This is a genomic window from Rothia sp. HMSC071C12 (genome assembly GCF_001813895.1).
GTDB lineage: Bacteria > Actinomycetota > Actinomycetes > Actinomycetales > Micrococcaceae > Rothia > Rothia mucilaginosa.
This window is the reverse complement of the sequence record NZ_KV814370.1, coordinates 1-26,789: the sequence shown is the minus strand read 5'-3', so window position 1 is coordinate 26,789 and position 26,789 is coordinate 1. Positions and strand designations below refer to the sequence as shown.

Here is a 26,789-nt window from a genome sequence, read left to right as displayed (position 1 = left end):
AGCCTACAGCGGGATGTTGCCGTGCTTCTTTGCCGGGGTTGCCGCACGCTTATCGTGCAGGGCACGCAGCGAAGAAATGATGCGCACGCGAGTCTCACTCGGGGCAATAACCTCGTCAATGTACCCCAGCTCAGCAGCCTGGTACGGGTTCAGCAGCTCTTCCTCATACTTGGCGATCAGCTCAGCGCGGCGAGCCTCAACATCGCCACCCTCAGCCGCCAGAGCAGCCAACTCACGACGGTACAGAATATTCACCGCACCCTGAGCGCCCATCACACCAATCTGTGCGGTGGGCCACGCCAGGTTAATATCGGCACCCAGCTTCTTCGAACCCATCACAATGTACGCACCGCCGTACGCCTTACGGGTAATGACGGTAACCAGCGGAACGGTAGCCTCCGCGTAAGCGTAGAGCAGCTTAGCGCCGCGGCGAATAATGCCGTTGAACTCCTGATCGGTGCCGGGCAGGAAGCCGGGAACATCCACAAAAGTCAGAATCGGAATGTTGAACGCATCGCAATGACGCACGAAGCGGGCGGCCTTCTCGGAAGCCGAAATGTCCAGGCAGCCGGCGAACTGCATCGGCTGGTTCGCCACAATACCGACCGTGCGGCCCTCAACGCGGGCGTAACCAATCATCACGTTCGGGGCGTACAGCGCCTGCATCTCCAGGAAGTGGCCGTCATCGACCACGGACTCAATGACCGCGCGCATGTCATAAGGCTGGTTTGCCGAATCCGGGATCAGGGTGTCCAGGTCCAGATCGTCTACCGTCACCACGGGCTCCTGGTCGTGCTCCAGGGGCAGGGACTCTGCAAGGTTATTCGAGGGCAGGAACTCGAGGAGCTCACGCACAAAATCGAACGCGTCTTCTTCATCCTCAGCCAGGTAGGTGCTGGTACCGGTCACGGAGTTGTGCTGACGCGCACCGCCGAGGGTCTCCATGTCCACATCCTCGCCGGTCACGGTCTTAATGACGTCCGGGCCGGTAATGAACATGTGCGAAGTCTTATCCACCATGATGATGTAGTCAGTCAGCGCTGGGGAGTACGCGGCACCGCCAGCGCAGGGGCCCATAATGACAGAAATCTGCGGAACCACGCCGGACGCACGCACGTTCATACGGAAAATGTCGGCAAACATCGCCAGGGAAGCCACGCCCTCCTGAATGCGGGCGCCACCACCATCGTTAATGCCGATGACCGGGCAACCGTTCTTCAGAGCGAACTTCTGCACCTTCACAATCTTCTCGCCGTTCACCTGCGAGAGAGAACCACCGTAGACGGTGAAATCCTGCGAATACACGGCAACCAGGCGACCATCCACGGTGCCGTAACCGGAGACCAGGCCGTCACCCAGAGGCTTCTTCGCCTCCATGCCGAATGCGGTGGTGCGGTGGCGGGCGAGGGCATCAAACTCTACGAAAGAACCCTCGTCCAGAAGCATATCGATGCGCTCGCGGGCGGTGTGCTTGCCGCGTGCGTGCTGCTTCTCGATAGCTGCCTCACCGCTGGGCGCGAAGCTGCGCTCTCGACGTGCATAAAAATCAGCGAGCTTACCGGCGGTGGTGCTCAAATCAAATTCCTGCTGGAGGTTCTCGGACATTATTCCTCGTTCCTGCTCCACCCGATCGTCGGGAGCCAGTGGTTGCGGTGATAAGGTGCTCAGGTGCCCCGAAGAGCACTCTTGAACAATGTGCATATCTTTCAACTATAGTGCGAACTAGCCCACATATGCCAGGTGAGAAGCCAGAATATCAACACTAGATACACTTTTATGCACTCAGTACCCAAGAAGGTGCATATAGTAAACGAAAAGTGCGAAAGCGCGGCTCAAAAGAGCGCAGAAAACCCCCTTTTCGCTTCGGCAATCCTTGTCGACGGAAAGGGGGTTTGCGTTCAAACTTTCAGCGTGAAATGACGCTTAGATGGTGCCCAGGACCGGGTTCCACTCGGTGATGGTGTGAGACAGAACCGCGCCACCAATGTTCATGGGGTCGCCAGCAACCAGCTTCTCAGCTGCCTCAACGGAGTCAACCTTTGCAATCAGCAGAGCGCCAGCGGGGGTCTCGCCGTCCAGCAGAGGACCCGAAACGATCAGGTTGCCCGCCTCAATCTGCGAACCAAGGTACTCGCGGTGAGCCGGACGGTACTTCGCCTGCTCCTCGGGAGCTGCGTAAACGTAAGTAATTGCGTAATAAGCCATAGCGGTCTTCTTTCGAGCAGGGCGGAGGAACCTCCGCAGCCGGTCGGTGCTTGATGCACCCTCACTGTCTAATGTACCGTCTCGGGCGCCGGGTGGGCATCACCGGCGGCAAGAAATTGGTATGGTGAGAAACCAGTGCGACTCGGTAGAAGCTGGCAGGTTTCGACGGTGAGCTGAAAGAGGGTCGGCATACTGCAGAGTAGTTTCGGACAGAGTGGAAAGGCGCAAGCTATGGAGAAGAACATGCACATCGAGAGCGATTATTCGGTTTTGGATGTGCCACGCATCCGCACCATTGCAATGGAAACCGGGTACTCCAGCGTAAACCTCTACGATGAGGTCGACTCCACCACCACCCGCGCCCGCGAGCTACTTATGGACGGCACGGACCCCGAACGCGAACAGCTCGGTGAGCTCTCCGTCTACGCCAGCCTCTACCAAAGCGCCGGACGCGGCCGCCTCGCCCGAGCCTGGACCGCCCCTCCCGGAGCCTGCCTCGCCGCAAGTATCGTGGTGCGCCCGCACGCCTCCGCAGACCCGCTCGCCCGAGAACTCCCCGAAGGCAGCTACCACTGGATGACCCTCATCGCCGGGCTCAGCGTGGTCGATATTTGGCGCAGCTACGGCGTCGATGCTGCCCTCAAATGGCCCAATGACGTCATCGCGCAGGGTGCTAAGGGGTGCGGAATTCTCGCCCAGCTCGTTCCCGAAAGCGGCTCCACCGAGGGGCAACGCAGCATTATTGTGGGCATCGGACAGAACACGAACATGTCCGCCGAGCAGTTGCCCGTACCCACCGCCACGAGCCTGAGCCTGTGCACCGGTACTGTGATTGACTCCTCCGAGGTGCTCACCCGGCTGCTCAGCATCTTCGCCCGCCGCTACCGCGCCTTCGTGCGCGCCGGCGGCGACCCCGAACGCCCCGACCCGCTCACCCCTGATAGCCTCAGCCTGCTTGACCAGGCGCGCGCCGCCACCGCAACCCTCGGCGCCAGCGTGCGCATGAGTCTGCCCGACGGAAGCACCGTAGAAGGCACCGCCAAAGACCTCGACGCGCAGGGGCGCATCCTCATCCGCCGCGAGGACGGATCCCTAGAGCCCTACGCGGTGGGCGATATTGAGCACCTTCGCCCCGCCAACGGTAGCTACGGAGATTTTCAGCAGGCACACTAGAACCAACCCCTAAAATGTCAGCCCGGCACGTCAACTGCATTAACCCACACCACCTCAACCGGCGCCTCCAGCCGGAATATAACAACCAGCACAGCTAAGGAACACCATGCGCCTGCGCGGAAAACTCAACCCCGGTGAGCATGTCATCATCGCCACCCGACAGCACTACGGTGCCCTGCTGCCCGCGCTTGCCTACCTGCTGGTTGCTATCGCCGCGTCAACCTTCGCCTCCACGGCACGGTCCTCACCGATTCTGTGGACTCTTGGCATGATTTGCGCGGTAGGTGCCCTGCTCGGTGCTGTGCGCACCGCCTGGCGTTGGGCAACCACCTACTACCTGCTGACCACCCACCGGCTCGTGGTTCGCCGCGGCGTAATGACCCGAACCGGAGACGAATCCCTCTACCTGGATTCCATGGGGGAGCGTTGGGCAAAACAGCGCGGCCCGGGAGCCTGGCTAGGCTACGGTTCGGTGTACGTAGTCTGCCGCGGCGTGCATCACCGCCTGACCTACGTGCCCGACCCGAAGCGCTTTGAAAAAGAAATTAAAGCCGCCCGACGTGACTGCTACGCCCTGCGCTCTCGCTATATTTAGAGCTTCTTCGCCCCCGCCGCCGACTCGGGCGGGAGCTGTCGGGTTGGCTCAGAGCCTAAATCAGTCGCTAAATCTGCCGAAAAAATGCGGATTAGAGTATTCTTAAATGTGAATTACTCCACTAAACTATCCTAGGGTGCGGGCGCTTTTGTGACCCAAACACCACAGCGGAGGGGTATATTAACAAGGCGCTACACGGTGAGCATCATCGCAGTGACGCAATGCAAAACCCACAGAGTGTAACGAGGCACCTCGTAACCTCGTGCCACCACGGTGTAAACCAGACAGTATTGTCCGGCAGAGATGAAAGGAGCGGCAGCGGCAATGAGCACGGCAGACCACCATGAACCTGCGCACTCTCCGCAGGGCACCGGCGCCACCATGGGCCCCGAAACCCAAATGCTGAACCTCAAAATTCTGCAGAACCTCGCCCAGAACAATATCTACCGAGACGAGGAATCCAAGGCAGGAATCCGAGCCCTCGAAAAGTCGCTCCTGGGACAGGGCCGCCGCTACACCCCCCTAGAAGCCGCAGAATGCGCCGGACTTCCCTTCGAAACCGCCCAGCGCATCTGGCACAATATGGGCTTCCCGACGATTCCCAACCACTCGCCCTACTTCACTGAAACAGACGTGCAGATGCTCGCCGACCTACAGAAGTTGGACGCAGAAGGCGATATCCGCATGGAATATGTGGCATCCCTCGTGCGTGCCGAAGGCCAACTGACCGACCGCACCGTCGCCTGGCAGATTGAGGCGCTCGTGCACAACATCATGGTCACCGAAAACCTCAGCGATAATGATGCCCGCCGCAAGCTCCTCAAAGACTTCCCGCGCTACCTCGAGGTTCTCGAGCGTCTGGCGCTATACGCATACCGTCGCCAGATGTACGCCGGAATCCTGCGCCTGGGATTACGCGAAAACAACGTGACCACCTCCGGCCTCTCCCGCCTGCCCCTGGTACGCGGTGTAGGATTCGTGGATCTGGTCTCGTACACCTCTCTGGTACGTAACCTAGACGCGGCGGCTCTTTCTCAGCTCATCAACCACTTTGAGCAGAGTTGCCTGGACGTTATTGCGCCCCTGGGCGGTCGCATTATTAAGACTCTCGGTGACGAAGTTTTCTTCCTCACCGAAACCCCGGACGCTATCGCAGAGATTAGCCTGCAGCTCTCCGAAAAGATTGGTGCCGACCCGCAACTGCCGGATGCACGTGTCGCCTTCATCTGGGGTGAAGTTCTGGCTAACCGCGGCGACGTGTACGGCTCCAGCGTGAACCTGGCTGCGCGCCTGGTCTCCCTCGCTGAACCGGGTACCGTACTGACCGATAATGAGACAGCAAACACGCTCCGACAGGTGGGAAATCGCTATATTCTCACCTCTCAAGGGACGCGAAACGTTAGAAGCTTTGGTAACGTAGACCCCGTGGCGGTGACTCGTCGCGCGAACTACACAATGGAGATAGACCTCTCATGACTGAACTGAAACTACGTACCGGTGGTGCAACGCACCGCGGCGCACATCGAGAAAATAACGAAGATTCGATGGTCGTTGCCGGTTCCCTTTGCGTGGTCGCGGACGGCATGGGAGGCCACGAAGCCGGCGAAGTAGCATCGCGCCTGTGCGTGCGTCAGCTTGCCTACTCGCCTTTCTTCACCATGCCCGGTGGCCGTAGCGAAGAGGAGCAGCAGGCCTACGCTGAACGCCTCGCCGCCATTGACGACTCCGACCCCGCCAAGCGTCGTCGCCGCGCCAACACCGTCCTCAACAACGAAATCGTGGGCACCCTGAACCGCCTGCACGATATTCTCGGCGAAACCAACGAAGAAATTAAGCAGGCACTCTCCCGCGCTGGCGGCACGACCGTCACTGGCGCCTGGCTGACCAGCATCGGTGACCGTAACCTGTGGGTTATTTTCAACGTGGGTGACTCCCGAACCTACCGTCTGCTGCGTGAAGACGACGGTATTCACCACTCCGCCATGGAGAAGCTGCCCGGCTCTGAGGGTTCCGCCTCGCTGGAGCAGGTCACGAGCGACCACTCCGAGGTGCAGTACCTGGTTGACGAGGGTCAGATTACCGCCCTGGAGGCGCTGACCCACCCGCGCCGCAACGTGATTACCCGCGCCCTCGGTACCGGCAACTACTGGGAACCGGACTTCTGGGTTCTGCCCGCCCGCGCCGGTGACCGCCTGATGCTCTGCTCCGATGGCCTTTCCGGTGAGCTTTCGCACGAATACATGGCGCGCGTACTCACCTCGATTCGCCACCCGCAGGACGCCGCTGACGTGCTCCAGCACGAGGCGCTGCGCTCCGGCGGCCGCGACAACATTACGGTGATTGTTGCTGACGCTGTCGAGGCCTAAACTTCATACCTTATGATTCACCCCCGCTCTCTTCGGGTACTCGTGCGAGTGCCTTCAGGAGGTGGGGGTGAACTGTATCTGCACACAGAAACTAAGGAAGCGCGATTCGGGAAGTGGCTACGGTGTTTTTGCGCCAGTGTTCGCGCGCGAGGAACCTGCCAATATGACGAGCGATAGGGGAGAGGCGGAGCAAAAACGCTAGACTGGACGGGTGACTGAGAACAACACCACCCAGCAGACTGCCACCGCCGAGACTCGAGCAGAGAGCCCCGCAGAAAACTCCGTGGAAAACACCGCAGAAAACACCGTGGAGATTACCGAGGCCCTGCGTGCTGAGTACGCGGAACTGACCGATAAGATTCGTGCCGCCCGCCGCGCCTACTACAACGAGGACGCGCCCTTCCTCTCTGACGCCGAGTACGATAAGCTCTACCGCCGCCTCGAAATCATTGAGGCGGAGCACCCGCACCTGATCGCCAACGACTCGCCCACCCAGGAAGTCGGCGGCGAAGCCATCGAGGCCTTCGCACCCGTCACCCACCTGCAGCGCATGTACTCCCTCGAGGACGTCTTCTCCTTCGAAGAGCTACGCGCCTGGCTGACCAAGACCGAAGAGAGCGCCCGGACCCTCACCGGCAGCGCACCGCAGTGGCTGACCGAGCTGAAGATTGACGGCCTGGCGGTGAACCTGCTCTACCGCAACGGCACCCTCGTACGCGCGGCAACCCGCGGCGACGGCACCACCGGCGAAGACGTCACCCACAACGTGCGCACCATCGCGAGCATCCCGCAGCAGCTGAGCGGCGAGAACCACCCCGAAGAGATTGAAATCCGCGGCGAAGTGTTCATCTCCTCCGCCGATTTTGAGAAGCTCAACGAGTCCATGATTGCCGCAGGAAAGAACCCCTTCGCGAACCCGCGTAACGCCGCGGCAGGCTCGCTACGCCAGAAGGACGCGGCGATTACCGCCTCGCGCCCGCTGAGCATGTACGTGCACGGCATCGGTTCGCGCACCGGCCTGGATATTGCCACCCAGTACGAGACCTACGATTTGCTCGCCTCCTGGGGTCTGCCCGTGAGCCCCTACAGCGAAATCGCCGCCAACACCGAGGCGGTCTTCGACTTCATTAACAAGTACGGCGAGCAGCGCCACTCCCTGGTGCACGAGATTGACGGCATCGTCATTAAGGTCAACGACTTCGCGACCCAGGCTCAGCTGGGCTACACCTCCCGCGTGCCGCGCTGGGCGGTGGCGTACAAGTACCCGCCCGAAGAGGTGCACACCAAACTGCTGGACATCCGCGTGGACGTGGGACGCACCGGCCGCGTGACCCCCTACGGCGTCATGGAGCCCGTGTTCGTCTCCGGCTCGACCGTCGAACGCGCCACCCTGCACAACCAGGACGTGGTCAAGGCCAAGGGCGTGCTCATCGGCGACACCGTGGTGCTGCGCAAGGCAGGCGACGTGATCCCCGAGATCGTCGCCCCCGTGGTTGCCCTACGTGACGGCACCGAACGAGAGTTCGTCATGCCCAGTGAATGCCCCTCCTGCGGTTCGCCCCTTGCCCCCGGCAAGGAAGGCGACGTGGACCTGCGCTGCACGAACCCGCGCTCCTGCCCGGCGCAGCTGACCGAGCGCGTGTACTATGCGGCAAGCCGCGGAGCCTTCGACATTGAGGCGCTCGGCTTCGAAGCGGCAAAGGCGCTCACCAGCCCCGCAACCCCGGACACCCCTCCGCTGACCACCGAAGCGCACCTGTTCAGCCTCAACATTGAGGATTTGCGCGATGTCACCATCGAGCGTGAGAAGAAAGTCAAGGGCGTGGGCACCGGAAAGATGGAACGCGTGCCCTACTTCTACACCAAGCCGACCAAGGCACGCCCCGAGCCGAAGCCCACAAAGAATACGCTGAACCTCTTCGCCGAGCTGGAGAAGGCAAAGCAACAGCCGCTGTGGCGCGTGCTGGTTGCCCTTTCGATTCGCCACGTGGGCCCGACCGCTGCCCGCGCGCTCGCCGCGGAGTTCGGTTCGATGCAGGCGATCCGCGAGGCTGACCGTGAACGCCTCGCCGCTGTGGACGGTGTGGGCACCACGATTGCCGACTCTATTATTGAGTGGTTCGCTGAGGACTGGCACGCCGAGGTGGTGGACTCCTGGGCTGCCGCCGGTGTGCGCATGGAAGATACCCGTGACGAGTCCGTGGAGCGCACCCTGGAGGGCCTGACCGTGGTCGTGACCGGCACGCTGAACGGTTACACCCGTGATGGCGCGAAGGAAGCCATTATTTCTCGCGGCGGTAAGGCATCCGGTTCGGTGTCTAAGAGGACCCACTTTGTGGTTGCTGGCGCGAACGCCGGTTCGAAGCTGGATAAGGCTCAGCAGCTGGGTCTGAAGGTGCTGGATGAGGAGGGCTTCACCGCCCTGCTTGAGGGTGGTCCGGAGGCTGTTGAGGCTACCGCCGAGTAGACCCGGTAGCGGGGTCACCTGATTCTGACCCCTGCAATATATAGAGCATTCAGGCTCTGGAGTGCGTGCTCCAGGGCCTGAATGCCAATTTCTGGCATTTGTAATTACCACAGCTTTTAAGGCGGAAGCGCCTTAAAACACTCCCAAAGCGAAGAAATATTTAAAAAATATTTACACGCTGTTCAAAACCCTTAAAGGTGGCGCCCGTCAACCCCGAATCGAAAAACTTGGCGGGGGAGCGCATCCGGGTTAAATCCCTAGAAAACCCCGAAATTCCGGGGTGAAACCCTTAAGATACGCGGGGTTCTAGGTCTTGATTAATGTTTCCTGCACTTTTAACCTGAAAGAACCCTGGGAGAACCCGGGACGTTCACTGTGAACTTGAAATCAGGTTGGAATCATAAAAAACCTCGGCTATCTTTGAGACCAGACAGATTCTCGCAAGGGAATCGCCTGTGTGGTTTCAAGCTTGGAATGCTTGAAACGATGCCCGGTTCTACCGCACGTCCCCACCGAGGAAGTGCCACCCGGATTCCGCACATAAGTGCAGAATCGCTCACGGTGACATGAAATCGGTGGAGAGCCGCTCACATGGTAGAGCCAGAATATGAGTAACCTACTTCGTTATCAAAGGGTGAGCGGCGGCGCGCTAGAGTTCCGGGGACGGAACGAGCGGGGACGGCCCCAAGGAGCATTATGAAGAACACTTCCATTCGTCGTACCGCAGCAGCTCTCGCCATCGGTGGCGCTGTAGCAGCTACCATGTCGATGCCCGCTGCAAACGCAGTAGACGGTGCTACCTGGGACGCACTGGCACAGTGCGAGTCCGGTGGCAACTGGTCCATCAACACCGGTAACGGCTTCTACGGCGGTCTGCAGTTCACCCAGCAGTCCTGGAACGGCGTCGGCATGTCCGGCTCCCCCGCGACCGCTACCCGTGCACAGCAGATCGAGGCTGGCGAGCGTCTGCTCGCTATCCAGGGCTGGGGCGCATGGCCCGCATGCTCCGCTAAGCTTGGCCTCTACGGCAAGACCGGCGCAGCTCCCACCTACACTGAGCCCACCACCACCGTGGCTGCACAGTCGCAGACCCAGCAGACCTACACCGCTCCCGCGGCACAGGCTGCACCCGCAGCAGCACCGGCAGCTCCCGCAGCAGCACCCGCAGCAGCACCGGCAGCTCCCGCAGCAGCACCCGCTGCACCGGCAGCTCAGGCTCCCGCAGCTCCCGCAGCGGCACCGGCAGTTGAGGCTCCCGTAGCAGCAGCTCCCAAGGCTGCAGCAGGCACCTACACCGTGGTTCCCGGTGACTCCCTCTCGCTGATCGCTGCAAAGCTCGGCGTTGCAGGCGGCTACCAGGCAATCGCAGCTGCGAACACCGACATCATCTACAACGTTGACCTGATCTTCCCCGGCCAGGTTCTGACCATCCCCGCCTAAGGATTAACCCCCAAGCGTAACGTGGACACGTTGTAGCCCAACGCCCCGCACCTCACACGAGGAGCGGGGCGTTGAGCATTTAACCCGAAAACAGGGGAGGAGAACACCGCCTGACCACGCAAACCAGCAGGTAAACCCTCCAACCCCCAATGAGACGGAAAACGCAACCTCCACTACACTAGAGAAGAGACAAGAAAACAAACTACGGGAGAACCATGTCTGCCATCACCTTTGAACAGGTAAAGCACCTGGCATCGCTGGCACTCATTGAGATGACCGATGAAGAACTCACCGCGATGGCGTCTGAGCTGGACGTCATCGTCGCATCCGTTGAGACCATGTCGCAGAAAGCAACTGCCGACATCCCCGCGACCAGCCACCCCATCCCCCTCGAGAACGTCTTCCGCGAAGACGTACCCGTCACCACCCTCACCCAGGAAGAGGCGCTCTCCGGCGCCCCCGACGCACAGGACGGCAAGTTCCGCGTGCCGGCAATCCTCGACGAAGACTAAGAGGAGAACAACCAAGTGAACGAACTGATCCAGCTCACCGCCGCAGAAGCAGCAGAAAAGCTCGCATCCGGCGAAATCACCTCCGTCGAGCTCACCCAGGCACACCTGGACCGCATCGCAGCCACCGACGGCGCACCCCTGAGCGACAACCGAGCAGACGGCAAGAATGGCCTCAACGCCTTCCTGCACATCAACGCCGAAGAAGCACTCGCCACCGCAGCAGCAGTGGATGCAGACCGCGCAGCAGGCAAGGAACTGCCCCCGCTCGCAGGCGTACCCATCGCCGTCAAGGACCTCATCGTCACCAAGGGCCAGCCCACCACCGCAGCATCGCGCATGCTCGAAGGCTGGATGAGCCCCTACGACGGCACCGTCACCCGCAAGGTCCGCGAAGCACGCATGCCCATCCTCGGCAAGACCAACCTCGACGAATTCGCAATGGGCTCCTCCAACGAGCACTCCGCATTCGGCGTAGTCCGCAACCCCTGGGCACTCGACCGCGCACCCGGCGGCTCCGGCGGCGGCTCCGCAGCAGCCGTCACCGCCTTCCAGGCACCCCTGGCGCTCGGCACCGACACCGGCGGCTCCATCCGCCAGCCCGCCGCACTGACCGGTAGCGTCGGCGTCAAGCCCACCTACGGCTCCGTCTCCCGTTACGGCGTCATCGCCATGGCATCCTCCCTCGACCAGGTAGGCCCCGTCGCCCGCACCGTCCTGGACACCGCACTGCTCCACGAAGCAATCGCAGGTCACGACCCGCTCGACGCAACCTCCCTGCCCGATGAGCCCGGCAACTTCGTTGAAGAAGCCAAGGCAGGCGCAGAAGCCGCACGCAAGGGCGACCTGTCCGGCCTGCGCATCGGCGTCATCAAGGAACTCGGTGGCGGCAACGGCGAAGGCTTCGAAGCAGGCGTCCTCGCACGCTTCCGCGAATCCGTCGAAGAGCTGCGTGCCGCAGGCGCAGAGATCATCGAGGTCTCCCTGCCCTCCGTCACCGAAGCCATCAGCGCCTACTACATGATCATGTCCTCCGAGGTGTCCTCCAACCTGGCACGCTACGACGGCGTCCGCTACGGCCTGCGCGTCGTACCCGAAGACGGCCCCGTCACCATCGAACGCGTCATGTCCGCAACCCGCTCCGCAGGTTTCGGCCACGAGGTCAAGCGCCGCATCATCCTCGGCACCTACGCACTGTCCGCAGGTAACTTCGACGCCTACTACGGCGCCGCACTGCGCGTACGCACCCTCATCCAGCGCGACTACGCAGCAGCATTCGAAAAGTGCGACGTACTCATCTCCCCGACCGCGCCCTCCACCGCGTTCAAGCTCGGCGAGAAGACCGAAGGCGACCCCATGGCAATGTACCTGGGCGACGTCGCAACCGTGCCCGTCAACCTGGCAGGCGTCCCGGCGCTCTCCCTGCCCGGCGGCCTCTCCGAAGAGAACAACCTGCCCGTCGGCATCCAGTTCACCGCACCCGCACGCGAAGACGCACGCCTCTACCGCGTCGGCGCAGCGCTGGAAGAACTGCTCACCGCAAAATGGGGCGCACCGCTCTACAAGAGCCTGCCCGACACCGAAACTCTGATCCGCGACTTTGACTTTGGGGGAACCAAGTAATGAGTGAAGAAGTCCTCAGCTTCGAAGAAGCCATCGAAAAGTACGACCCGGTCCTCGGCTTCGAGGTACACGTCGAACTGAACACCAAGACCAAGATGTTCGACTCCGCACCCAACGAGTTCGGCGACGACCCCAACACCAACGTCACCCCCGTATCGCTCGGCCTGCCCGGCGCGCTACCCATGGTGAACAAGACCGCTGTTGAGTCCGCCATCAAGCTCGGTCTGGCACTGGGCTGCGACATTGCAGACAAGTCCTACTTCGCCCGCAAGAACTACTTCTACCCGGACTCCCCGAAGAACTTCCAGACCTCTCAGGCTGGCGGCCCCATTGCGGAAAACGGTTCCCTGGACGTTGAGCTCGAAGACGGCACCATCTTCACCGTCGAAATTGAGCGCGCCCACATGGAAGAAGACGCAGGCAAGCTCACCCACGTCGGTGGCGCAGACGGCCGAATCCAGGGTGCAACCTCCTCCCTGGTCGACTACAACCGCGCAGGCGTGCCCCTGATCGAGATCGTCACCCGACCCATCGTCGGTGCTGGCGAGCGCGCACCCGAACTGGCACGCGCCTACGTTGCCGCAATCCGCGACATCGTACGCTCCCTCGGCATCTCCGACGCCCGCATGGAACGCGGTAACGTCCGATGCGACGCCAACGTCTCCCTCATGCCCAAGGGCGCAGAGAAGTTCGGCACCCGCTCCGAAACCAAGAACGTGAACTCCCTCCGTTCCGTTGAGCGCGCTGTCCGCTACGAGATTCGCCGCCACGCAGCGATCCTCGAGCGCGGCGAGAAGGTCACCCAGGAGACCCGCCACTGGCACGAAGACACCCGCGAAACCTCCTCGGGCCGTCCCAAGTCCGACGCCGACGACTACCGTTACTTCCCCGAACCGGACCTGGTACCGGTCGTCACCAACAGCGAGTGGATTGAGCGTCTGCGCGCCGAACTGCCCGAACCCCCGGCAGAGCGCCGCCGCCGCCTCAAGGGTGAGTGGGGCTACTCCGACGAAGAGTTCCGCGACGTCGTCAACGCCGGCGCACTCGACGTCATCGAAGAGACCGTCGCCGCAGGCGCAACCGCAGCAGCAGCCCGCAAGTGGTGGATGGGCGAGATTGCCCGCCGCGCAAAGCAGGCTGAAGTTGAGCTCACCGCCCTCGGCGTGGAGCCCGCAACCGTGGTCGCCCTCGAAGCGCTCATCTCCGAAGGCAAGATCAACGACAAGATCGCCCGTCAGGTGCTCGAGTTCGTCCTCGCCGGTGAAGGCACCCCCGCCGAAATCGTTGAGGCACGCGGCCTCGCCGTGGTCTCCGACGACGGTGCGCTCACCGCAGCCGTTCAGGAAGCCCTGGCAGCAATGCCCGACGTTGCCGACAAGATCCGTGCCGGTAAGGTTCAGGCTGCTGGCGCTATCGTCGGTCAGGTCATGAAGGCTACCCGCGGTCAGGCTGACGCCGCCCGCGTGCGTGAGCTGATTCTGGCTGAGTGCGGCGTGGAAGACTAAGCTCTTCTGCTGACCCGGCTCTAACGAAAGAGGCGCTGTCTCCAGTGTGGGAGGCGGCGCCTCTTGCGTTTTCCCTAGTTTCGCTTGGAAAGGCGGGTATCGTCCTCGTTCCGCACCATAGCGTTTGGGGAGGCACGCCGCATGTTTCCTCCGCGCCTACGCAGGGGCACCCGTCACCCGGACGCTCCGCTTCTCCTTGCTTCGCTGCGGAGAGCGCCCGGCTGACACCCTGAGGGCGCATCCGGAAAACACGGCGCGCCACCTCGGGTAGCCTAGCGTGCGTGGAGGGGCGGTGTCGTCCGAAAGTGACATCAGGGTGCCCGAAGCGAAGCGAGGGCGGGTGCCCCTGTAGGAACGAGGACGAACACCGGCCCTCATACTCAGAACGAAAACGAAGAACGCTCCGTCCGTATCACTCGATACAGACGGAGCGTTCTATTTAAGAGATGAGTTACTCAGCGACGCCGAGGTTAGTCAGCAGGAACGCGTAATCCCAGGCGATTTCACGCCAACGCGTGTACCGGCCCGAACCACCACCGTGACCGCCCGACATATCAATCTTCAGCAGCGGCACCGGCGAGGACGGGTCAATCTGCTCACGCAGCGCCGCAACCCACTTCGCAGGCTCCACGTAGAGCACGCGGGTGTCGTGCAGGCTCGTCACCGCAGCAATCGCCGGGTAGCGGACCGGGCGGATGTTCTCGTACGGGGTGTACGACTTCATGTAGGCGTACACTTCCGGGTCCTCAATCGGGTTGCCCCACTCTTCCCACTCCATCGCCGACAGCGGCAGCTCCGGGTCGAGGATGGTGGTCAGCGCATCCACGAACGGCACGGCAGCCAGGCAGGCGGCGTACTTTTCGGGGGCGAGGTTCACGACGGCGCCCATGAGCAGGCCGCCGGCGCTACCGCCGTAGCAGCCGATACGCGCCTCATCAGCCCACGGCTTAGCCGCAATGTAGCTGGTGACGTCCACGAAGTCGGTGAAGGTGTTCTTCTTCGCGAGCTTCTTGCCGTTCTGGTACCAGGAGCGGCCCATCTCGCCGCCGCCGCGAATATGCGCAATGACGTAGATGACGCCGCGGTCCAGGATCGACAGCATCGGGATGGAGAACATCGGGTCCATGGATGACTCGTACGAGCCGTAACCGTACTGGATGACCGGGTGCGACTTGCTCATGTCCAGGTCGGCGCGGTGAATCACCGAGATCGGGATGAGCGTGCCGTCCGCCGCTGGTGCCCAGTCGCGGTAAGCGCGGTAGTTCTCGCGGTTGTAGCCGCCCAGCACGGGGGTTTCACGGCGCAGCAGCAGGGTCTGCGACATGGGGAAGTAGTCGTAGACGCGGCGCGGCGTCAGGTACGAGGTGTAGGCGATGCGCAGCACGGGGGAGTAGTTCTCCGCACGCAGCACGGAGGCGGTGTACAGTTCCTCGTCGAAGCCGGCAGGTTCCATGAAGGTCACGCCGGCGGGTCGGCGGCGGCGCCACTGGATGGGCAGCTGCTCACGCGGTGCGAGGAAGATGCGGGTGGTGGTGTCCGCGCGGGCGGTGACGACCAGGTGCGTTGCGGTGAAGGTGAAGCCCTCCAGGCGCACGTGTTCGCTGTGGCGGATGACCGGCACCCAACGCTGCGCGTACTCTTCGAGGCTTTCACCTTCGCGCGGCATGTCTGCGAGGACCAACTCGGAGTTCAACGCATTGTAGTCGTGCTGAATCAGCAGGTGCTGCTCGCCGGCAATGTTGAGCGGCTCAGCGTAGTATTCGATGCCCGCGCTCTTGGGGATGAGCAGGGTCGGCTCGTCCTTGGGTTCGCGGGTGGGGATGAGGCGCACCTCCGTGTACTCGGAATTCGAGCTGGTAATGACCACGGAGGAACGGTCGGAGCTCATGGCGGCGCCGAGCCACATGGTGTTGTCCGGTTCCTCGTAGATCAGGTGGTCTTCGGTGCCCTGTCCGACGTCGTGCACGTAGACACGCCAGGGGCGCCACGACTCGTCGGGGACGAGGTAGATGAGCTGTTCGGCGTGGTTGATGAAGAAGGATCCCGCCGCAATGTTGGGGATGGTGTCTTCGAGGAAGGCGCCGGTTTCCATGTTGAGGAAGCGCTGCTCGTAGCGCTCGTCGCCCTTCTCGTCCACGGAAATGCTCAGCAGCTTGCCGTTACGTGCAGGCTGGAAGCTGCCGAGGGAGAAGAACTCCATGTCCTTGGCGTATTCGTTGCAGTCGAGGATGACGACTTCACCCTCGAGTACTTCGCCGGGGGTGACGGTCGGCGGGGTGTAGCGCACCACCTCGTCGCCTTCGTGCAGGGCGGGGTAGCGGTAGAAGACGGGGTACTGGCCGCCGGGCACCATGCGGCTGTAGTACCACCAGTCACCGATACGGTTCGGGACGGTCAGATCCGACAGCAGGGTGCGGCCCTTGATTTCGTTGAAGATGGATTCGCGGAGGGGCTGCTGGTCTGCGGTGACAGCTTCGGTGTATTCGGCTTCTGCCTTGAGGTAGTTGAGGACCTCTTCGCTTTCCTTGTCGCGGAGCCATTCGTAGTGGTCGATGAAGACGTCGCCGTGGTGTTCGCGGCGGTGCTTGACCTTCTTCGGTACGGGCGGGGTGAGGTTCTGTTCAGCCATGCTGCCACCTCTTTCATTGAGTTATGGGTTTGTGAATGGTGTGTGCCGTCTGCGCCCGCCTCTTCTACCGCCGAGGGGACGGGGTGCGGGGGACTGTGGGCACGCCTAGTTCTAGTGTATCGAAGAGTGAGGCAGGCTACTATATTGCGGCTTGGGCAGTATCGCCCAGATTAGCCCCTGTACTTTTCTGGAACGTGCGAATTCGGTAGCTAGTTAGCGCGTCCCTTAATAGACATGAGGGTGCGGCGGCCCGCCTTGTTTGCCTTCGTGAAGGCACGGTTACTCTGCCGGTACTCACGTTCTTGAGAGCGCAGGCGTAGACGCGCGGATTCGGCTATCATCCTGCGGTAGCGTTCGAAGCGCTCGGGGTCGAGAGCGCCGTCAGTGATGGCCTGCTGCACCGCGCATCCGGGTTCGGAACCGTGGGAACAGTCGCTGTACCGGCAGGCGGCGGCGTAGCTGGAGACGTCGTCGAAGGTTTCGTCAATCGCGGCGCTATCGCTCGTTGCGGCTAGGGCTCGTACGCCCGGAGTGTCAATCAGCACCGTGCCAGATGATGATTTTGCGTTGGTCGAGTCTCCTTCGCTTGAGCCTTCCACACCGGGCAAAACAAGCATCTGGCGGCTGGTGGTGGTGTGGCGTCCCTTGCCGTCGGCGCCGCGAACCGCGGAGGTTGCTTGCACCCGGTTTTCTGAGCTGGCCTCGCGGGGGTCGGCTCCCGGGTTGAGCAGGGCGTTGACCAGGGTAGATTTTCCGGCACCGCTGCGGCCCAGGAATGCGGCGGTGCGTCCGGCGACGAGCTCCGCCACTGGAGCGGGGTCGTAGCCGTTGTCCGTGCAGACGGCGAGCACCGCATCCACACCACCTGCGAGGGAGTCCCTGTAGTTGGTGAGCTGTTCGGCCGTTACTAGGTCACCCTTGGTGAGAATCAGTGCGACCTGCACCCCGGAAGCGTGCGCCAGAGCGGTGTAGCGTTCAATTCGCCCAATGGACGGCTCGGGGAAGCACGGCTCAACGATGCAGAGCATATCCACGTTGGCGGCGACAGGCTGATCCGCGGATTCTCGGGTGGCGCTGGGTCGGGTGAGGTAGCTTCGCCGGGGCAGTATCGCGAGGGGTTTGTGCTCCGCGGGCTGGCTATCGCTACCGGTTCCAGGGATGGGCTGGGTGAGTACCCAGTCGCCGACGACGGGGTACTCTTCTTCGCCGTAGTCGTTCTCAACCGGACGCAGCGGAGCGGAAAGCTTAATGAGCTCACCCCGCTCGTAGGTCAGTAGCTCGTAGCGGGTGCGGTGCACGGCGCTGACACGGGCGAGGGTAAAGTTTTCGAGGGTACCGCCGAGGGTGAACGCGGCGCGGATTGCCGCGCCCTGCCAGGAGGGGTCGAACCCTAGAGTCTCTAAGGTGTATGAAGCGGGAGCGATGGTCACAGGAATAGTCTTTCTTGGTTGCGGCGCCCGGATAGCGGGTGATTAAAAGGTTCGTTCTTTTTCAGGGTTCACCGTTTACAACAGTGAGGCGCGGGCGCCGGCACGGATGCGGCGGGCGGCAAGGAAAGTCAGCCCCAATCCGATAGCGGCGTAGAGTACTGCCAATGCCGCGTCTGCTGCCAGGAGCGTGAAGAGATCCGGCGCGGTGCTCGCAATACCGCCAGAGGTATCTAAAGCTTGCACCAGCCGGGATCCGGGAACCCACGAACATACCCACGCAAGCCACGCCGGGTAGGTACTCACCGGCACAATCACACCCGCGCTGACCGGCAGAACAATAGATAGAACGTTCGAGCCCGTGTACGGATCCGATAGGTACAGACCCAAGCCGGCAGCAAAAATACCCAGGCAGACCCCTCCCAGAATCGCAGCCGGCATCAGCGCAATGGCCCCCAGTAGAAGCCCCGAACCTGCTCCGGTAGAGGGCTCCGTGAGGGACAGCAACCACACGATACCCACATTGCTCAGACCCGTTACGGATGCCAGCAACGCGGGTACCGCCGCCGCACCGAGCCAGTAGCCAGCGTCCACCGGGCGAGCCGTACACACGTACTCGAAGACGCCAATCCACCGGTCGGTGGCAACGCGCGCGACAATACCGGCTGCCACGGAGCTGAGGGTGGCAATCAGAGCAGACGCGCAGCCGATGCGTACCGTATCGTTTGCGGCAAGATCAGCACCCAGAAGCACCGTGAAAAGCACGTTAAGACCGGGTACGAGAACCAGGGTCGTGATAGCCGTTCCGAGGGTCGCGAAGGTAATAGAAGATGACCAGCCAATAGAGGCGGTCGACAGAGCCCGACGCGCCACGCTAGGCAGAGCGGCAGAAGAGAGAATACGCACGCTACATCGCCCCCAGGGTACCGCGATGACGGGCGGAGGCGAGAGCCTTCCGGGCAAAAAGGAAAGCACACAACGCCCAGATGAAGCTCACTGCCAGAGTCTGTGCCACGGGTAGGAGCGCATCCGCCGGGGTAGTGATGGCGGTACGCCCAAGTAGGAGGTGAACCGGCGCCTGCAGGGGAATGAGCACGCCCGCGGCATCCAGCCAGGCGGGCGCTTCAATGGTCGTGAAGAGAACCCCGGAAAGAATAAAAACCGGCACGAGCAATAGCTCCTCGTAGGCGATAGCGTTCGGCGTGGCCACGAAGAATACCGCAATCATGAACGTGACCGACAGGCACGCAAGCCACAGCAGGGGAACGCCCAGAACGTAGCGCGGCCAGAGTGCTGAAAAATCCGTGACCTGCGGGTTAAGCGTCACAAGAGCCCAGATGAGCCACGACAGGGGCAAAGCCGCCATACCCACAATGGAGGCGCTCGAAACGATAGCCGCCAGCACCCGCACCGGAGAAATCGACCCCGAACACAGGTACACGAGGGTCCCACGGAAACGCTCGAAATTGATGATGCCCGCAGACACGATGCAGACCGACCACATGCCCACAATGCCCGCGCGGGTCCACGCGAGGGTCGGGTCAACGGAGTGACCCGCGGAGCTCTGCGCCGCCGCATGCACGGCGAGCGCCTGAAGGATGACCGAGCCGAGTACCGTACTGATGAGCAGCTGAATGAAGTAGGGGACCGTCAGGAACTGGCGCAGGCTAAAGCCCATGAGTCGCAGTTGGCGGGCGCACTCCTGCCACAGGTCATACCGTCGACCCTGCCGCTGGAACTCTTCCGAGCGTTGCGTCTGAGCGTTCATCGCTTGAGCCCCTCCGCCATTGCCAGGTATGCCTCTTCCAAGGTTGCCGGGCGTGTGTACGGTTCGGTCCGTGCCCCAATGTTCGCGGTGGCAAGCCCCTCCGTGAGGATGCGGTGAGCCTCACCCGCCTCGAACGTGGTGCGCTCACCGTGCCAGTAGAGGGTTAGCTCCCAGCCGGAACCACGCGGGGCAAACAGCACCGCCGCCTTATCGTGGAGGAATCCGCGTAGTGTATCAAGACCCTCGGTGGCGGTGGCCTCGACCTGAACCACGGTCGTGGCGGCAATGCCGGCGTGCGCGGCAATATCCTCGAGGTTGCCGCTCACGGCGACAGAACCTGCGCCCAAAACGGTGATGGTGTGCGCTAGGTCCTCAATCTCGCCCAGCAGGTGGCTCGTCAGCAGAATGGCGGTACCTTCATTTGCCAGAGATCGGATGAGGGTACGCACGGTCAGAGCGATATCGGGGTCGAGCCCATTGGTCGGCTCATCCAGCAGGAGCAGGGCGGGGGAGCCGAGCAGGGCGCGGGCAATATGTAGGCGCTGCTTCATGCCGCGGGAAAACTCCTGGACAGGCCGCGTTGCCGCATCGGTGAGCTCTACGCGTGCTAGGGCATGCTCCACCTCGTGTCGTCGGGTCCGCCCGGAAACCCCCGCAACATCGGCGAAGAACAGCAGATTGTCGCGGGCACTAGCGCGCGGGTAGAAGCCGTTCTCCCCTCCCAAAGCTAGGCCCACGTGACGGCGCGCCCGCTGCGGGTGGGCGATAGCGTCAATACCGTTCACGGTAAGGTTACCGCCGGTGGGTGTGAGCAGGGTCGAGCACATCTGCACGGTAGTCGTTTTGCCCGCACCGTTGGGGCCGAGGAGGGCATGAATCTCACCGGAACTGACGCGAAGTGACACACGGTCGACGGCGGTAAAAGCGTTTTCACCTTTGCCAAAGACGCGGCTGAGCTGCGCCGCATCAAGAACAAGAGACATGGTAGGTAACCTTCGGGTATGACCCTCTGGCCCCTATACCGGAGGGATGCTGAGCAGGATAAACGGCGTAGCGAGCCGTAGTGAGTTGTACCCTGCGTGAGTGTATGTGTCATTTCAGTGTACCGAAAAACTGTAGATAAAAGTGATGGGGGTTACTGTGTGGATGGTGGGTGTCCGCCTCCGCATCTCGATTGCCTCGCCCTCGGATTGCCCCGGCACCGTCGCTCACGTTTTATGACAGACGTTAAAAAACGTCATCTTTGCAATGAAATGTCTTAAAGTGCCGTCTACCCACAAAACCCTTGACCCCGCCCCGTGCCCTGTGACACCCTGAATACAGGTCAAGAGCGCCAGCGACAAGCCCCAGCTAGCTGGCCGGCAACCCTCCTCCGCGGTGGGGTGCCCTGGGTGAAGACCAGGCGGCACGCACAAGCGTGACGCAAGCGCGGGACCGATGTGACCGAAAACGGTACATCAATCGTGACAGGATTATTCGACGACGATTCCTGTACCGTCGGCATGCGGCCCCCTAAGAATCCCCATTAGGAGCCACGCATGAGCAACAACACTACCGTCCCGACTCCCGCCAACCCCGCAGGTTGGAAGTTCGAAACCCGCCAGATTCACGCAGGTCAGGCGCCGGATGCCGCAACGGGAGCTCGGGCACTACCCATCTACCAGACCACTTCCTTCGTCTTTGACAGCGCCGAGCAGGCAGCGAACCGTTTCGCCCTCGCCGAGCTGGGCCCCATCTACACTCGCCTCAACAACCCCACCCAGGAAGCTATCGAAAACCGCATCGCTTCCCTGGAAGGCGGCGTTGGTGCGCTGCTGCTGGCATCCGGTCAGGCAGCTATCACCTACGCAATCCTGAACATTGCCGGCGCCGGCGACCACGTGGTCGCATCGCCCTCCGTGTACGGCGGCACCTACAACCTGCTCAAGTACACCCTCGCCGACCTCGGTATCGAAACCACCTTCGTTGAGGACCCGGACGACCTGGATGCATGGCGCGCCGCAGTCCGCCCCAACACCAAGCTCTTCTACGGCGAGTCCGTGCCCAACCCCCGCAACGACGTGCTCGACATTGAGCCCATTGCCGCAATTGCGCACGAAAACGGCGTACCCCTGATCGTGGACAACACCGTGCCCACCCCCTACCTGCTGCGCCCCATCGAGCACGGCGCAGACGTAGTCGTCCACTCCGCCACCAAGTACCTGGGCGGCCACGGCACCTCCATCGGCGGCGTGATCGTTGACTCCGGTAACTTCGACTACGGTGCAGACCCCGAGAAGTTCCCCAAGTTCAACCAGCCCGCCCCCGGCTACCACGGCCTGGTCTACGCACGCGATTTGGGTAAGGACTCCGCGTTCGGCGCGAACCTCTCCTACATCCTGAAGGCGCGCGTCTCCCTGCTGCGTGACACCGGCGCCGCAATCTCCCCGACCAACGCCTTCAACATCGGCATCGGTCTGGAGACTCTCTCCCTGCGCATCGAACGCCACATTGAGAACGCCACCAAGGTCGCCCGCTGGCTCGAAGCAAACCCGCAGGTCGACAAGGTTATCTGGGCTGGCGTGGAATCCTCCCCCTGGTACGAGCGTGCACAGAAGTACCTGCCCAAGGGCCCCGGTGCGGTGCTCGGCTTCACCCTCAAGGACGCAACCCTGGAGGAGACCCGCGACTTCGTGGACGCCCTGAAGCTGCACTCCAACGTGGCGAACATCGGTGACGTACGCTCGCTCGTGATTCACCCCGCCTCCACCACCCACTCCCAGCTTTCCGCTGAGGAACTGGAGAAGATTGGCGTGTACCCGAACTTCGTCCGCCTGGCAGTCGGTATCGAGAACATCGACGACATTCTCGCCGACCTGCAGCTGGGCTTCGATACCCTCTCCTAAACGGTGATGCAACCCGCAGGTGGACCGGCAAGCTACGGCTTTTCGGTCCACCTGCGGATTCCCCGTTACGGAGCATTTCATAAGCGCGCGGCACCGCCGCCTCGCTGCCTCAACCCGCAGACTCAACCGTAGATTCAACCCGCAGACGAGTACCCCGCTCACACCCGGCACCACCTCGCCGGCCAACCCAGTGAAGGGAACCCCCATGACCGCCCAGAGCACTAGCCAGTCCGGCACCACCCAGCCCGGCACTACCAACCAGCCTGTTACCGCGCCCATCCCCGTGGCGGGCACCCAGCGCGAACACCCCGAAGCGCAAGGCTACCTGCGTCAGCTGAACATCGGCGACCTGGAGCTCGAATCCGGCGTAACCCTGCCGCAGGTCACCATCGGCTACGAAACCTGGGGCACCCTCAACGAGGCTGGCGATAACGCCATCCTGATTCTGCATGCGCTCACCGGTGACACGCATGTCTCCCGCGGCGTGCCCACCCCCGACATGCCCGCCCCGCTGATTCGCGCTATCGAATCGGACGGCTGGTGGGAAGGCGTCGTCGGCCCCGGCTCGGTCGTGGACACCAACCGTTACTTCGTGATTGCCCCCAATATTTTGGGCGGCTGCTACGGCTCGACCGGCCCGGCGAGCATCATCCCGGAAGGCTACCCGGGCGCCGGTGAGCACTGGGGTTCCCGCTTCCCGCAGGTGAGCATCCGCGACTCGGTGCGTGCTGAGGCGCGCCTGGCTCGTGCCCTGGGTGTGAACAGCTTCCGCTACGTGATTGGTGGTTCCCTCGGTGGCGCTCGCGCCCTGGAGTGGGCGGCAACTAACCCCGAGCTGGTGCGCGGATGCGCGGTCATTGCCTCCGGTCCTTCGGCTACGGCGGAGCAGATTTCCTGGGCGCACACCCAGAACATTGCGATTCGTTCGGACGCGAACTTCGCCGGCGGCGACTACTATGCGGGTCCCGCGCCGGTAACCGGTCTTGCCCTGGCACGCCGTATTGCGCACACCACCTACCGCAGCCCCGCCGAGCTGGAGCACCGCTTCGGCCGCGAAGAGAACCGTGGCGAAAGCACCGTGGGCGGCTCGCTGGGTGAGCCGCGTGGCCGCTACGCCATCGAAAGCTACCTGGACCACCACGGCGCCAAGCTGGTTGAGCGCTTTGACGCGAATAGCTACCTGGCAGTGAACGAGGCACTGATTTCGCACGATGTGGCGCGTGGCCGCGGCACCCTGGCGCAGGCGCTGGCGCACACCGATTGCGAGTGGACGATTGCGGCGGTGAACACGGATCGCTTGTTCTTCCCGCACGAGTCGCACCGTCTGGCGGAGGCGCTGCCCACCCCGGTCGCCGTGGATATTATCGAGTCGAACCACGGCCATGACGGCTTCCTGATTGAGGCGAAGCAGGTGGAGAAGATTCTGGCGCGCGCCCTGGGTGTTGAAGATGAATCTGCTACCCCGAGCGAGGCGCAGCGTGAGCGTGAGGCGCTGGACTCGATGACTCGTCTGTACGGCGCTGTTAATCGCTAACTCGACCGGCGCCCGAAGGCGTTTCACGCATCCTGCTGAATGTTGTTTTATCCAAACAGTGGGTGTGGGATTGTGAGGGAATGGCTGGGTATTCTCAACTGTCCTTCCCTCCGTTGAGAATTAACGTTCACCTTGACGGTTGGGTTATAGGACGCCGGGTACTCGCATAGCGCGAGTGCCCGGCGTTTCTTTGTGCCCGCCTGACGGGTATCGTGCCAAGTCAGGGAATATTTTCCGGTTTTTGAGGTGTTTTAGAAGGTCTCCGCGAGATACCGCGGAAGTAGCCTCCTGTTGCACTGGAGAGTAAGGGTTCTCGGTTTGCTTTAGACCCGCTCTAACCCCATAGCATTAAAGCTGTGGTAAGTATTCAAGAGGTAGCGGAGCAGTTGGGGGTGAGCACCCACGCCCTGCGCTATTACGAAAAAGAGGGGCTCATTGCTGTGCCCCGTGATGCTCACGGAACTCGCGTTTTTGACGAGGAGTCCATCTCCTCGGCACGGTTTATTGCTACCTGCCGTCAGGCCGGAATGAGTCTTGCCGATATTCGCACGATTTTGAGCAATCCGGACGACCACGCTCTATCTATTGATGTGATGGAGCGTGCCCGTCAGAAGATTGAGGATGAGATTGTGGGGTTGCAGCAGAACCTTGAGCACCTGGATCGCCGTATTCAGGAGCACCGCCGTCACCTCGATGGCACCCGCTAGATAGCCGTCTAATTTTCATGCAGGTATGCACGCCGACGCCCGGTATTCCCAACGTTGGGAATACCGGGCGTTTTTCTGTGCTCAGCTTTCACACTCAGCTACTCACCCCTAGCTACTGGGTATTTTCAGCCAAAGATTTAACCCCAGGCGGCTTCATCAGGGTCGACACCGTGTGCACGAGCATTCTCGTAGATGACATCCCGCAACCATTCTGCAAGCCCGGTCGCGAGCTTCTCGTAGTGAGCCTTGAAGCGGGCATCCTCAACGTAGCCGCGGGCTAGAATAGCGTGCTTGGCGGGGGTGACCTCAAAAAAGAACAGAGAGGCGCGGTGCCGCTCGGCGAGCGCGTTCGCCTCCTCGCTGCCCGGCTGCACGCCGCGGTTGAATGCCTCGACGAGGGCCTGCTCTACCTCGTCAACCTGCTGTTTGCCGTTCTGCCAGTCGGCACGGTTCATCGTTGCAGTTCGGCGCTGGTATTCAGCCCAGTCGTCAGTTTTCACGTAACGTTCCTGCGCTTCCTGCTGGTGGGCGAGGCTGAACCCCTCACCCATAATCTCTGCTTTTTCGGCAGCGCTGAGCTGCTCATTCTTAGGTGCCATGGTGTCCTCCAAAAGGTGTTCGATGGTTTCAAGCATGCGCCCGTACGCGGCGATTTTGCGTTGAAGCATATCCCGCTGAGCGAGCAGATGCTCGGTGCTGTTCGCTTCGTCCTGCAGTATTTTGTGAATAGCGTCAAGACTCATGCCGGTGGCGCGGTATCCCATGATGACGGTGATTCGTTCAAGGTCTGTATCGGTGTAGTACCGGTACCCGTTGAACTCATCATGTGCCGGGTTGAGTAAGCCCCGCTGCTCCCAATGGTGAAGCGTGCGCACTGTTAGCCCGTGTAGTGATGCCGCTTCTCCTACGGTGTATTCGTGTTGCCCGTCAGGCGGTGTTCTGTTCGCGTCCATGGTTTCACTCTAAAACCTCACGTTAGGTGAGGGTCAAGCTAGCGGCGGAACCTGCGGTGCAGGTTTGCGGGGGAGTCCTCGCTAAGATGGGTGCATGAGCGAAAACAAATACGTCGTCGAATACACCCGCCCCGAGAACGAACGCGCAGGCACCCACCTGGTGCTCATGCTGCACGGCTACGGCTCCCAGGAGCACGATCTGCTGTCCCTGGCAGCGCACCTTCCGCAGGAGGGTTTCACCTACGCCTCCATGCGTGCACCGCAGCCGGTTGGCACCCAGTTCTCCGCGGACTCGACCGGCGCCTACATTGCCGCAGACGCTATCGGCTACCAGTGGTACCCGCTGAACCAGCAGCTCGAATCTGACCAGCGCGCCATCGAGCAGGCGAGCGACTACGTGCTGGAGTGGGTGCGCGCGAACCGTGAACCGTACGCATCGGTGACCCTGCTGGGCTTCTCGCAGGGCATGGGCATCGCAACGTCGATGGTGCGTCACGCCCCCGGCGAGTTCGCCGCAGTGGTGGGCCTGTCCGGCTACGCGGTGGACTCTGACTCGCCGTACTTCAAGGACGAGGAGCTGAAGAAGACCGAACTGCCGGTGTTCTTCGGCCGCGACCAGGAAGACCCCGTCATCCCGCAGGAGATGGTGAACTACACCTACGACTGGATCCGCAAGTACACCGACGGCATCAAGGTACTGTACGCCGGTGCGGGTCACGGTGTGAGCGCCATGGAGATTCGCCACGTGGGCGAGTTCCTGGAGGTGAAGGTGCAGGGTAAGGAGCCGCGTATTCGTGCGCAGAAGGTTGCGGAGGCGACCGGCGCAGCCGAAGGCTCTGACGCCTAAAACGGCTATATGGAAAGCCCTCGGGTCGTGATGACTCGGGGGCCTTACGTTTGCTTTTGCTTCCGCATGGTTCTGTGCAGTTCCGCTTGGAAAGGTGGTTATCGTCCTTGTTCCTACAGGGGACCCGCCCTCGCTTCGCTTCGGGCACCCTGATGT

21 protein-coding genes, 1 pseudogene and 1 riboswitch are annotated in these 26,789 nt (G+C 61.9%); of the genes and pseudogenes, 13 read left to right on the top strand and 9 right to left on the bottom strand.

Going from position 1 to position 26,789, the window contains the following annotated elements:
• Positions 1-3 precede the first annotated feature (3 nt).
• Both HMPREF2942_RS02740 and HMPREF2942_RS02735 read right to left on the bottom strand, forming a co-directional pair.
• A complete protein-coding gene (locus HMPREF2942_RS02740) occupies positions 4-1,605 on the bottom strand; it encodes an acyl-CoA carboxylase subunit beta (protein WP_070667165.1) in 1,602 nt (533 codons plus the stop codon).
• A 318-nt stretch (positions 1,606-1,923) separates the two neighbouring features.
• Positions 1,924-2,205: a YciI family protein gene (locus tag HMPREF2942_RS02735; RefSeq protein ID WP_049341641.1), complete on the bottom strand. Its 282-nt coding sequence runs from the start codon at positions 2,203-2,205 to the stop codon at positions 1,924-1,926.
• Between the two features lie 231 nt (positions 2,206-2,436).
• On the opposite strand from HMPREF2942_RS02735, the gene HMPREF2942_RS02730 reads away from it, so the two are divergent.
• The 9 genes from HMPREF2942_RS02730 to gatB all read left to right on the top strand — a co-directional run bounded on the left by HMPREF2942_RS02730 (position 2,437) and on the right by gatB (position 13,883).
• Positions 2,437-3,378 carry a biotin--[acetyl-CoA-carboxylase] ligase gene (locus tag HMPREF2942_RS02730; RefSeq protein WP_070688309.1) on the top strand — a complete coding sequence of 314 codons (942 nt, stop codon included), beginning with the start codon at positions 2,437-2,439 and terminating at the stop codon, positions 3,376-3,378.
• A gap of 106 nt (positions 3,379-3,484) precedes the next feature.
• Positions 3,485-3,973 (top strand): glucose ABC transporter permease, encoded by a 489-nt coding sequence (locus tag HMPREF2942_RS02725; protein ID WP_070688307.1) that lies wholly within the window; start codon positions 3,485-3,487, stop codon positions 3,971-3,973.
• 324 nt (positions 3,974-4,297) lie between these two features.
• Positions 4,298-5,449, top strand: a complete 1,152-nt coding sequence (locus HMPREF2942_RS02720; RefSeq protein ID WP_070688305.1) for an adenylate/guanylate cyclase domain-containing protein — start codon at positions 4,298-4,300, stop codon at positions 5,447-5,449.
• Complete coding sequence (locus HMPREF2942_RS02715; RefSeq protein ID WP_070634121.1) at positions 5,446-6,339, top strand: PP2C family protein-serine/threonine phosphatase; 894 nt, start codon at positions 5,446-5,448, stop codon at positions 6,337-6,339. Before HMPREF2942_RS02720 ends, HMPREF2942_RS02715 begins: the two co-directional genes overlap by 4 nt.
• Before the next feature lie 283 nt (positions 6,340-6,622).
• Positions 6,623-8,806 carry an NAD-dependent DNA ligase LigA gene (gene ligA / locus HMPREF2942_RS02710; protein WP_070688385.1) on the top strand — a complete coding sequence of 728 codons (2,184 nt, stop codon included), beginning with the start codon at positions 6,623-6,625 and terminating at the stop codon, positions 8,804-8,806.
• 696 nt (positions 8,807-9,502) lie between these two features.
• The gene (locus HMPREF2942_RS02705) at positions 9,503-10,246 is read left to right on the top strand and encodes a transglycosylase family protein (protein WP_070688303.1); all 744 of its coding nucleotides are present in this window, start codon (positions 9,503-9,505) and stop codon (positions 10,244-10,246) included.
• A gap of 215 nt (positions 10,247-10,461) precedes the next feature.
• Positions 10,462-10,758 carry an Asp-tRNA(Asn)/Glu-tRNA(Gln) amidotransferase subunit GatC gene (gene gatC, locus HMPREF2942_RS02700; RefSeq protein WP_005507016.1) on the top strand — a complete coding sequence of 99 codons (297 nt, stop codon included), beginning with the start codon at positions 10,462-10,464 and terminating at the stop codon, positions 10,756-10,758.
• Between the two features lie 15 nt (positions 10,759-10,773).
• Positions 10,774-12,378 (top strand): Asp-tRNA(Asn)/Glu-tRNA(Gln) amidotransferase subunit GatA, encoded by a 1,605-nt coding sequence (gatA, locus tag HMPREF2942_RS02695; protein ID WP_070634997.1) that lies wholly within the window; start codon positions 10,774-10,776, stop codon positions 12,376-12,378.
• The gene (gatB, locus tag HMPREF2942_RS02690; protein WP_049355066.1) at positions 12,378-13,883 is read left to right on the top strand and encodes an Asp-tRNA(Asn)/Glu-tRNA(Gln) amidotransferase subunit GatB; all 1,506 of its coding nucleotides are present in this window, start codon (positions 12,378-12,380) and stop codon (positions 13,881-13,883) included. The genes gatA and gatB overlap by 1 nt, the downstream gene beginning before the upstream one ends.
• A 451-nt stretch (positions 13,884-14,334) precedes the next feature.
• On the opposite strand, the gene HMPREF2942_RS02685 is transcribed toward gatB, so the two are convergent.
• The 5 genes from HMPREF2942_RS02685 to HMPREF2942_RS02665 all read right to left on the bottom strand — a co-directional run bounded on the left by HMPREF2942_RS02685 (position 14,335) and on the right by HMPREF2942_RS02665 (position 20,690).
• Positions 14,335-16,512 carry a S9 family peptidase gene (locus tag HMPREF2942_RS02685; RefSeq protein WP_070688300.1) on the bottom strand — a complete coding sequence of 726 codons (2,178 nt, stop codon included), beginning with the start codon at positions 16,510-16,512 and terminating at the stop codon, positions 14,335-14,337.
• 209 nt (positions 16,513-16,721) lie between these two features.
• The gene (gene rsgA, locus HMPREF2942_RS02680; protein ID WP_070688298.1) at positions 16,722-17,942 is read right to left on the bottom strand and encodes a ribosome small subunit-dependent GTPase A; all 1,221 of its coding nucleotides are present in this window, start codon (positions 17,940-17,942) and stop codon (positions 16,722-16,724) included.
• Positions 17,943-18,017: 75 nt separating this feature from the next.
• A complete protein-coding gene (locus tag HMPREF2942_RS02675) occupies positions 18,018-18,845 on the bottom strand; it encodes an ABC transporter (RefSeq protein WP_070688296.1) in 828 nt (275 codons plus the stop codon).
• Between the two features lies 1 nt (position 18,846).
• Positions 18,847-19,707 carry an ABC transporter permease gene (locus HMPREF2942_RS02670; RefSeq protein WP_070688294.1) on the bottom strand — a complete coding sequence of 287 codons (861 nt, stop codon included), beginning with the start codon at positions 19,705-19,707 and terminating at the stop codon, positions 18,847-18,849.
• Entirely contained in the window at positions 19,704-20,690 is a 987-nt protein-coding gene (locus HMPREF2942_RS02665; RefSeq protein ID WP_070688293.1) for an ABC transporter ATP-binding protein, read from the bottom strand. The genes HMPREF2942_RS02670 and HMPREF2942_RS02665 overlap by 4 nt, the downstream gene beginning before the upstream one ends.
• Before the next feature lie 339 nt (positions 20,691-21,029).
• A riboswitch (SAM riboswitch) is annotated at positions 21,030-21,142 on the top strand.
• A 103-nt stretch (positions 21,143-21,245) separates the two neighbouring features.
• On the opposite strand from HMPREF2942_RS02665, the gene HMPREF2942_RS02660 reads away from it, so the two are divergent.
• The 3 genes from HMPREF2942_RS02660 (at position 21,246) to HMPREF2942_RS02650 (ending at position 24,833) form a co-directional block, all read left to right on the top strand.
• Positions 21,246-22,592: a bifunctional o-acetylhomoserine/o-acetylserine sulfhydrylase gene (locus HMPREF2942_RS02660; RefSeq protein ID WP_070688291.1), complete on the top strand. Its 1,347-nt coding sequence runs from the start codon at positions 21,246-21,248 to the stop codon at positions 22,590-22,592.
• A gap of 205 nt (positions 22,593-22,797) precedes the next feature.
• Positions 22,798-24,126 (top strand): homoserine O-acetyltransferase MetX, encoded by a 1,329-nt coding sequence (locus HMPREF2942_RS02655; RefSeq protein ID WP_210399417.1) that lies wholly within the window; start codon positions 22,798-22,800, stop codon positions 24,124-24,126.
• Positions 24,127-24,482: 356 nt separating this feature from the next.
• Positions 24,483-24,833 (top strand): MerR family transcriptional regulator, encoded by a 351-nt coding sequence (locus HMPREF2942_RS02650; protein WP_070507770.1) that lies wholly within the window; start codon positions 24,483-24,485, stop codon positions 24,831-24,833.
• Positions 24,834-24,970: 137 nt separating this feature from the next.
• Here HMPREF2942_RS02650 and HMPREF2942_RS09500 read toward each other — a convergent pair whose 3' ends face one another.
• Together HMPREF2942_RS09500 and HMPREF2942_RS09495 are read right to left on the bottom strand one after the other, a co-directional pair.
• Positions 24,971-25,432, bottom strand: coding sequence for a TipAS antibiotic-recognition domain-containing protein (locus tag HMPREF2942_RS09500; RefSeq protein WP_246823716.1), 462 nt, complete (start codon positions 25,430-25,432; stop codon positions 24,971-24,973).
• A gap of 72 nt (positions 25,433-25,504) precedes the next feature.
• Positions 25,505-25,786 (bottom strand): annotated as a pseudogene (locus tag HMPREF2942_RS09495) (MerR family transcriptional regulator); the annotation flags it as partial.
• Between the two features lie 94 nt (positions 25,787-25,880).
• Here HMPREF2942_RS09495 and HMPREF2942_RS02640 point away from each other — a divergent pair.
• Positions 25,881-26,633 (top strand): alpha/beta hydrolase, encoded by a 753-nt coding sequence (locus HMPREF2942_RS02640; RefSeq protein ID WP_070688288.1) that lies wholly within the window; start codon positions 25,881-25,883, stop codon positions 26,631-26,633.
• The last annotated feature ends 156 nt before the right edge of the window (positions 26,634-26,789 follow it).

Coding starts and splice junctions, on each gene's coding strand:
- HMPREF2942_RS02740 (WP_070667165.1), bottom strand. CDS start 1,605: ATGTCCGAGAACCTCCAGCAGGAATTTGATTTGAGCACCACCGCCGGT.
- HMPREF2942_RS02735 (WP_049341641.1), bottom strand. CDS start 2,205: ATGGCTTATTACGCAATTACTTACGTTTACGCAGCTCCCGAGGAGCAG.
- HMPREF2942_RS02730 (WP_070688309.1), top strand. CDS start 2,437: ATGGAGAAGAACATGCACATCGAGAGCGATTATTCGGTTTTGGATGTG.
- HMPREF2942_RS02725 (WP_070688307.1), top strand. CDS start 3,485: ATGCGCCTGCGCGGAAAACTCAACCCCGGTGAGCATGTCATCATCGCC.
- HMPREF2942_RS02720 (WP_070688305.1), top strand. CDS start 4,298: ATGAGCACGGCAGACCACCATGAACCTGCGCACTCTCCGCAGGGCACC.
- HMPREF2942_RS02715 (WP_070634121.1), top strand. CDS start 5,446: ATGACTGAACTGAAACTACGTACCGGTGGTGCAACGCACCGCGGCGCA.
- HMPREF2942_RS02705 (WP_070688303.1), top strand. CDS start 9,503: ATGAAGAACACTTCCATTCGTCGTACCGCAGCAGCTCTCGCCATCGGT.
- gatC (WP_005507016.1), top strand. CDS start 10,462: ATGTCTGCCATCACCTTTGAACAGGTAAAGCACCTGGCATCGCTGGCA.
- gatB (WP_049355066.1), top strand. CDS start 12,378: ATGAGTGAAGAAGTCCTCAGCTTCGAAGAAGCCATCGAAAAGTACGAC.
- HMPREF2942_RS02685 (WP_070688300.1), bottom strand. CDS start 16,512: ATGGCTGAACAGAACCTCACCCCGCCCGTACCGAAGAAGGTCAAGCAC.
- HMPREF2942_RS02670 (WP_070688294.1), bottom strand. CDS start 19,707: ATGAACGCTCAGACGCAACGCTCGGAAGAGTTCCAGCGGCAGGGTCGA.
- HMPREF2942_RS02665 (WP_070688293.1), bottom strand. CDS start 20,690: ATGTCTCTTGTTCTTGATGCGGCGCAGCTCAGCCGCGTCTTTGGCAAA.
- HMPREF2942_RS02660 (WP_070688291.1), top strand. CDS start 21,246: ATGAGCAACAACACTACCGTCCCGACTCCCGCCAACCCCGCAGGTTGG.
- HMPREF2942_RS02655 (WP_210399417.1), top strand. CDS start 22,798: ATGACCGCCCAGAGCACTAGCCAGTCCGGCACCACCCAGCCCGGCACT.
- HMPREF2942_RS09500 (WP_246823716.1), bottom strand. CDS start 25,432: ATGGCACCTAAGAATGAGCAGCTCAGCGCTGCCGAAAAAGCAGAGATT.
- HMPREF2942_RS02640 (WP_070688288.1), top strand. CDS start 25,881: ATGAGCGAAAACAAATACGTCGTCGAATACACCCGCCCCGAGAACGAA.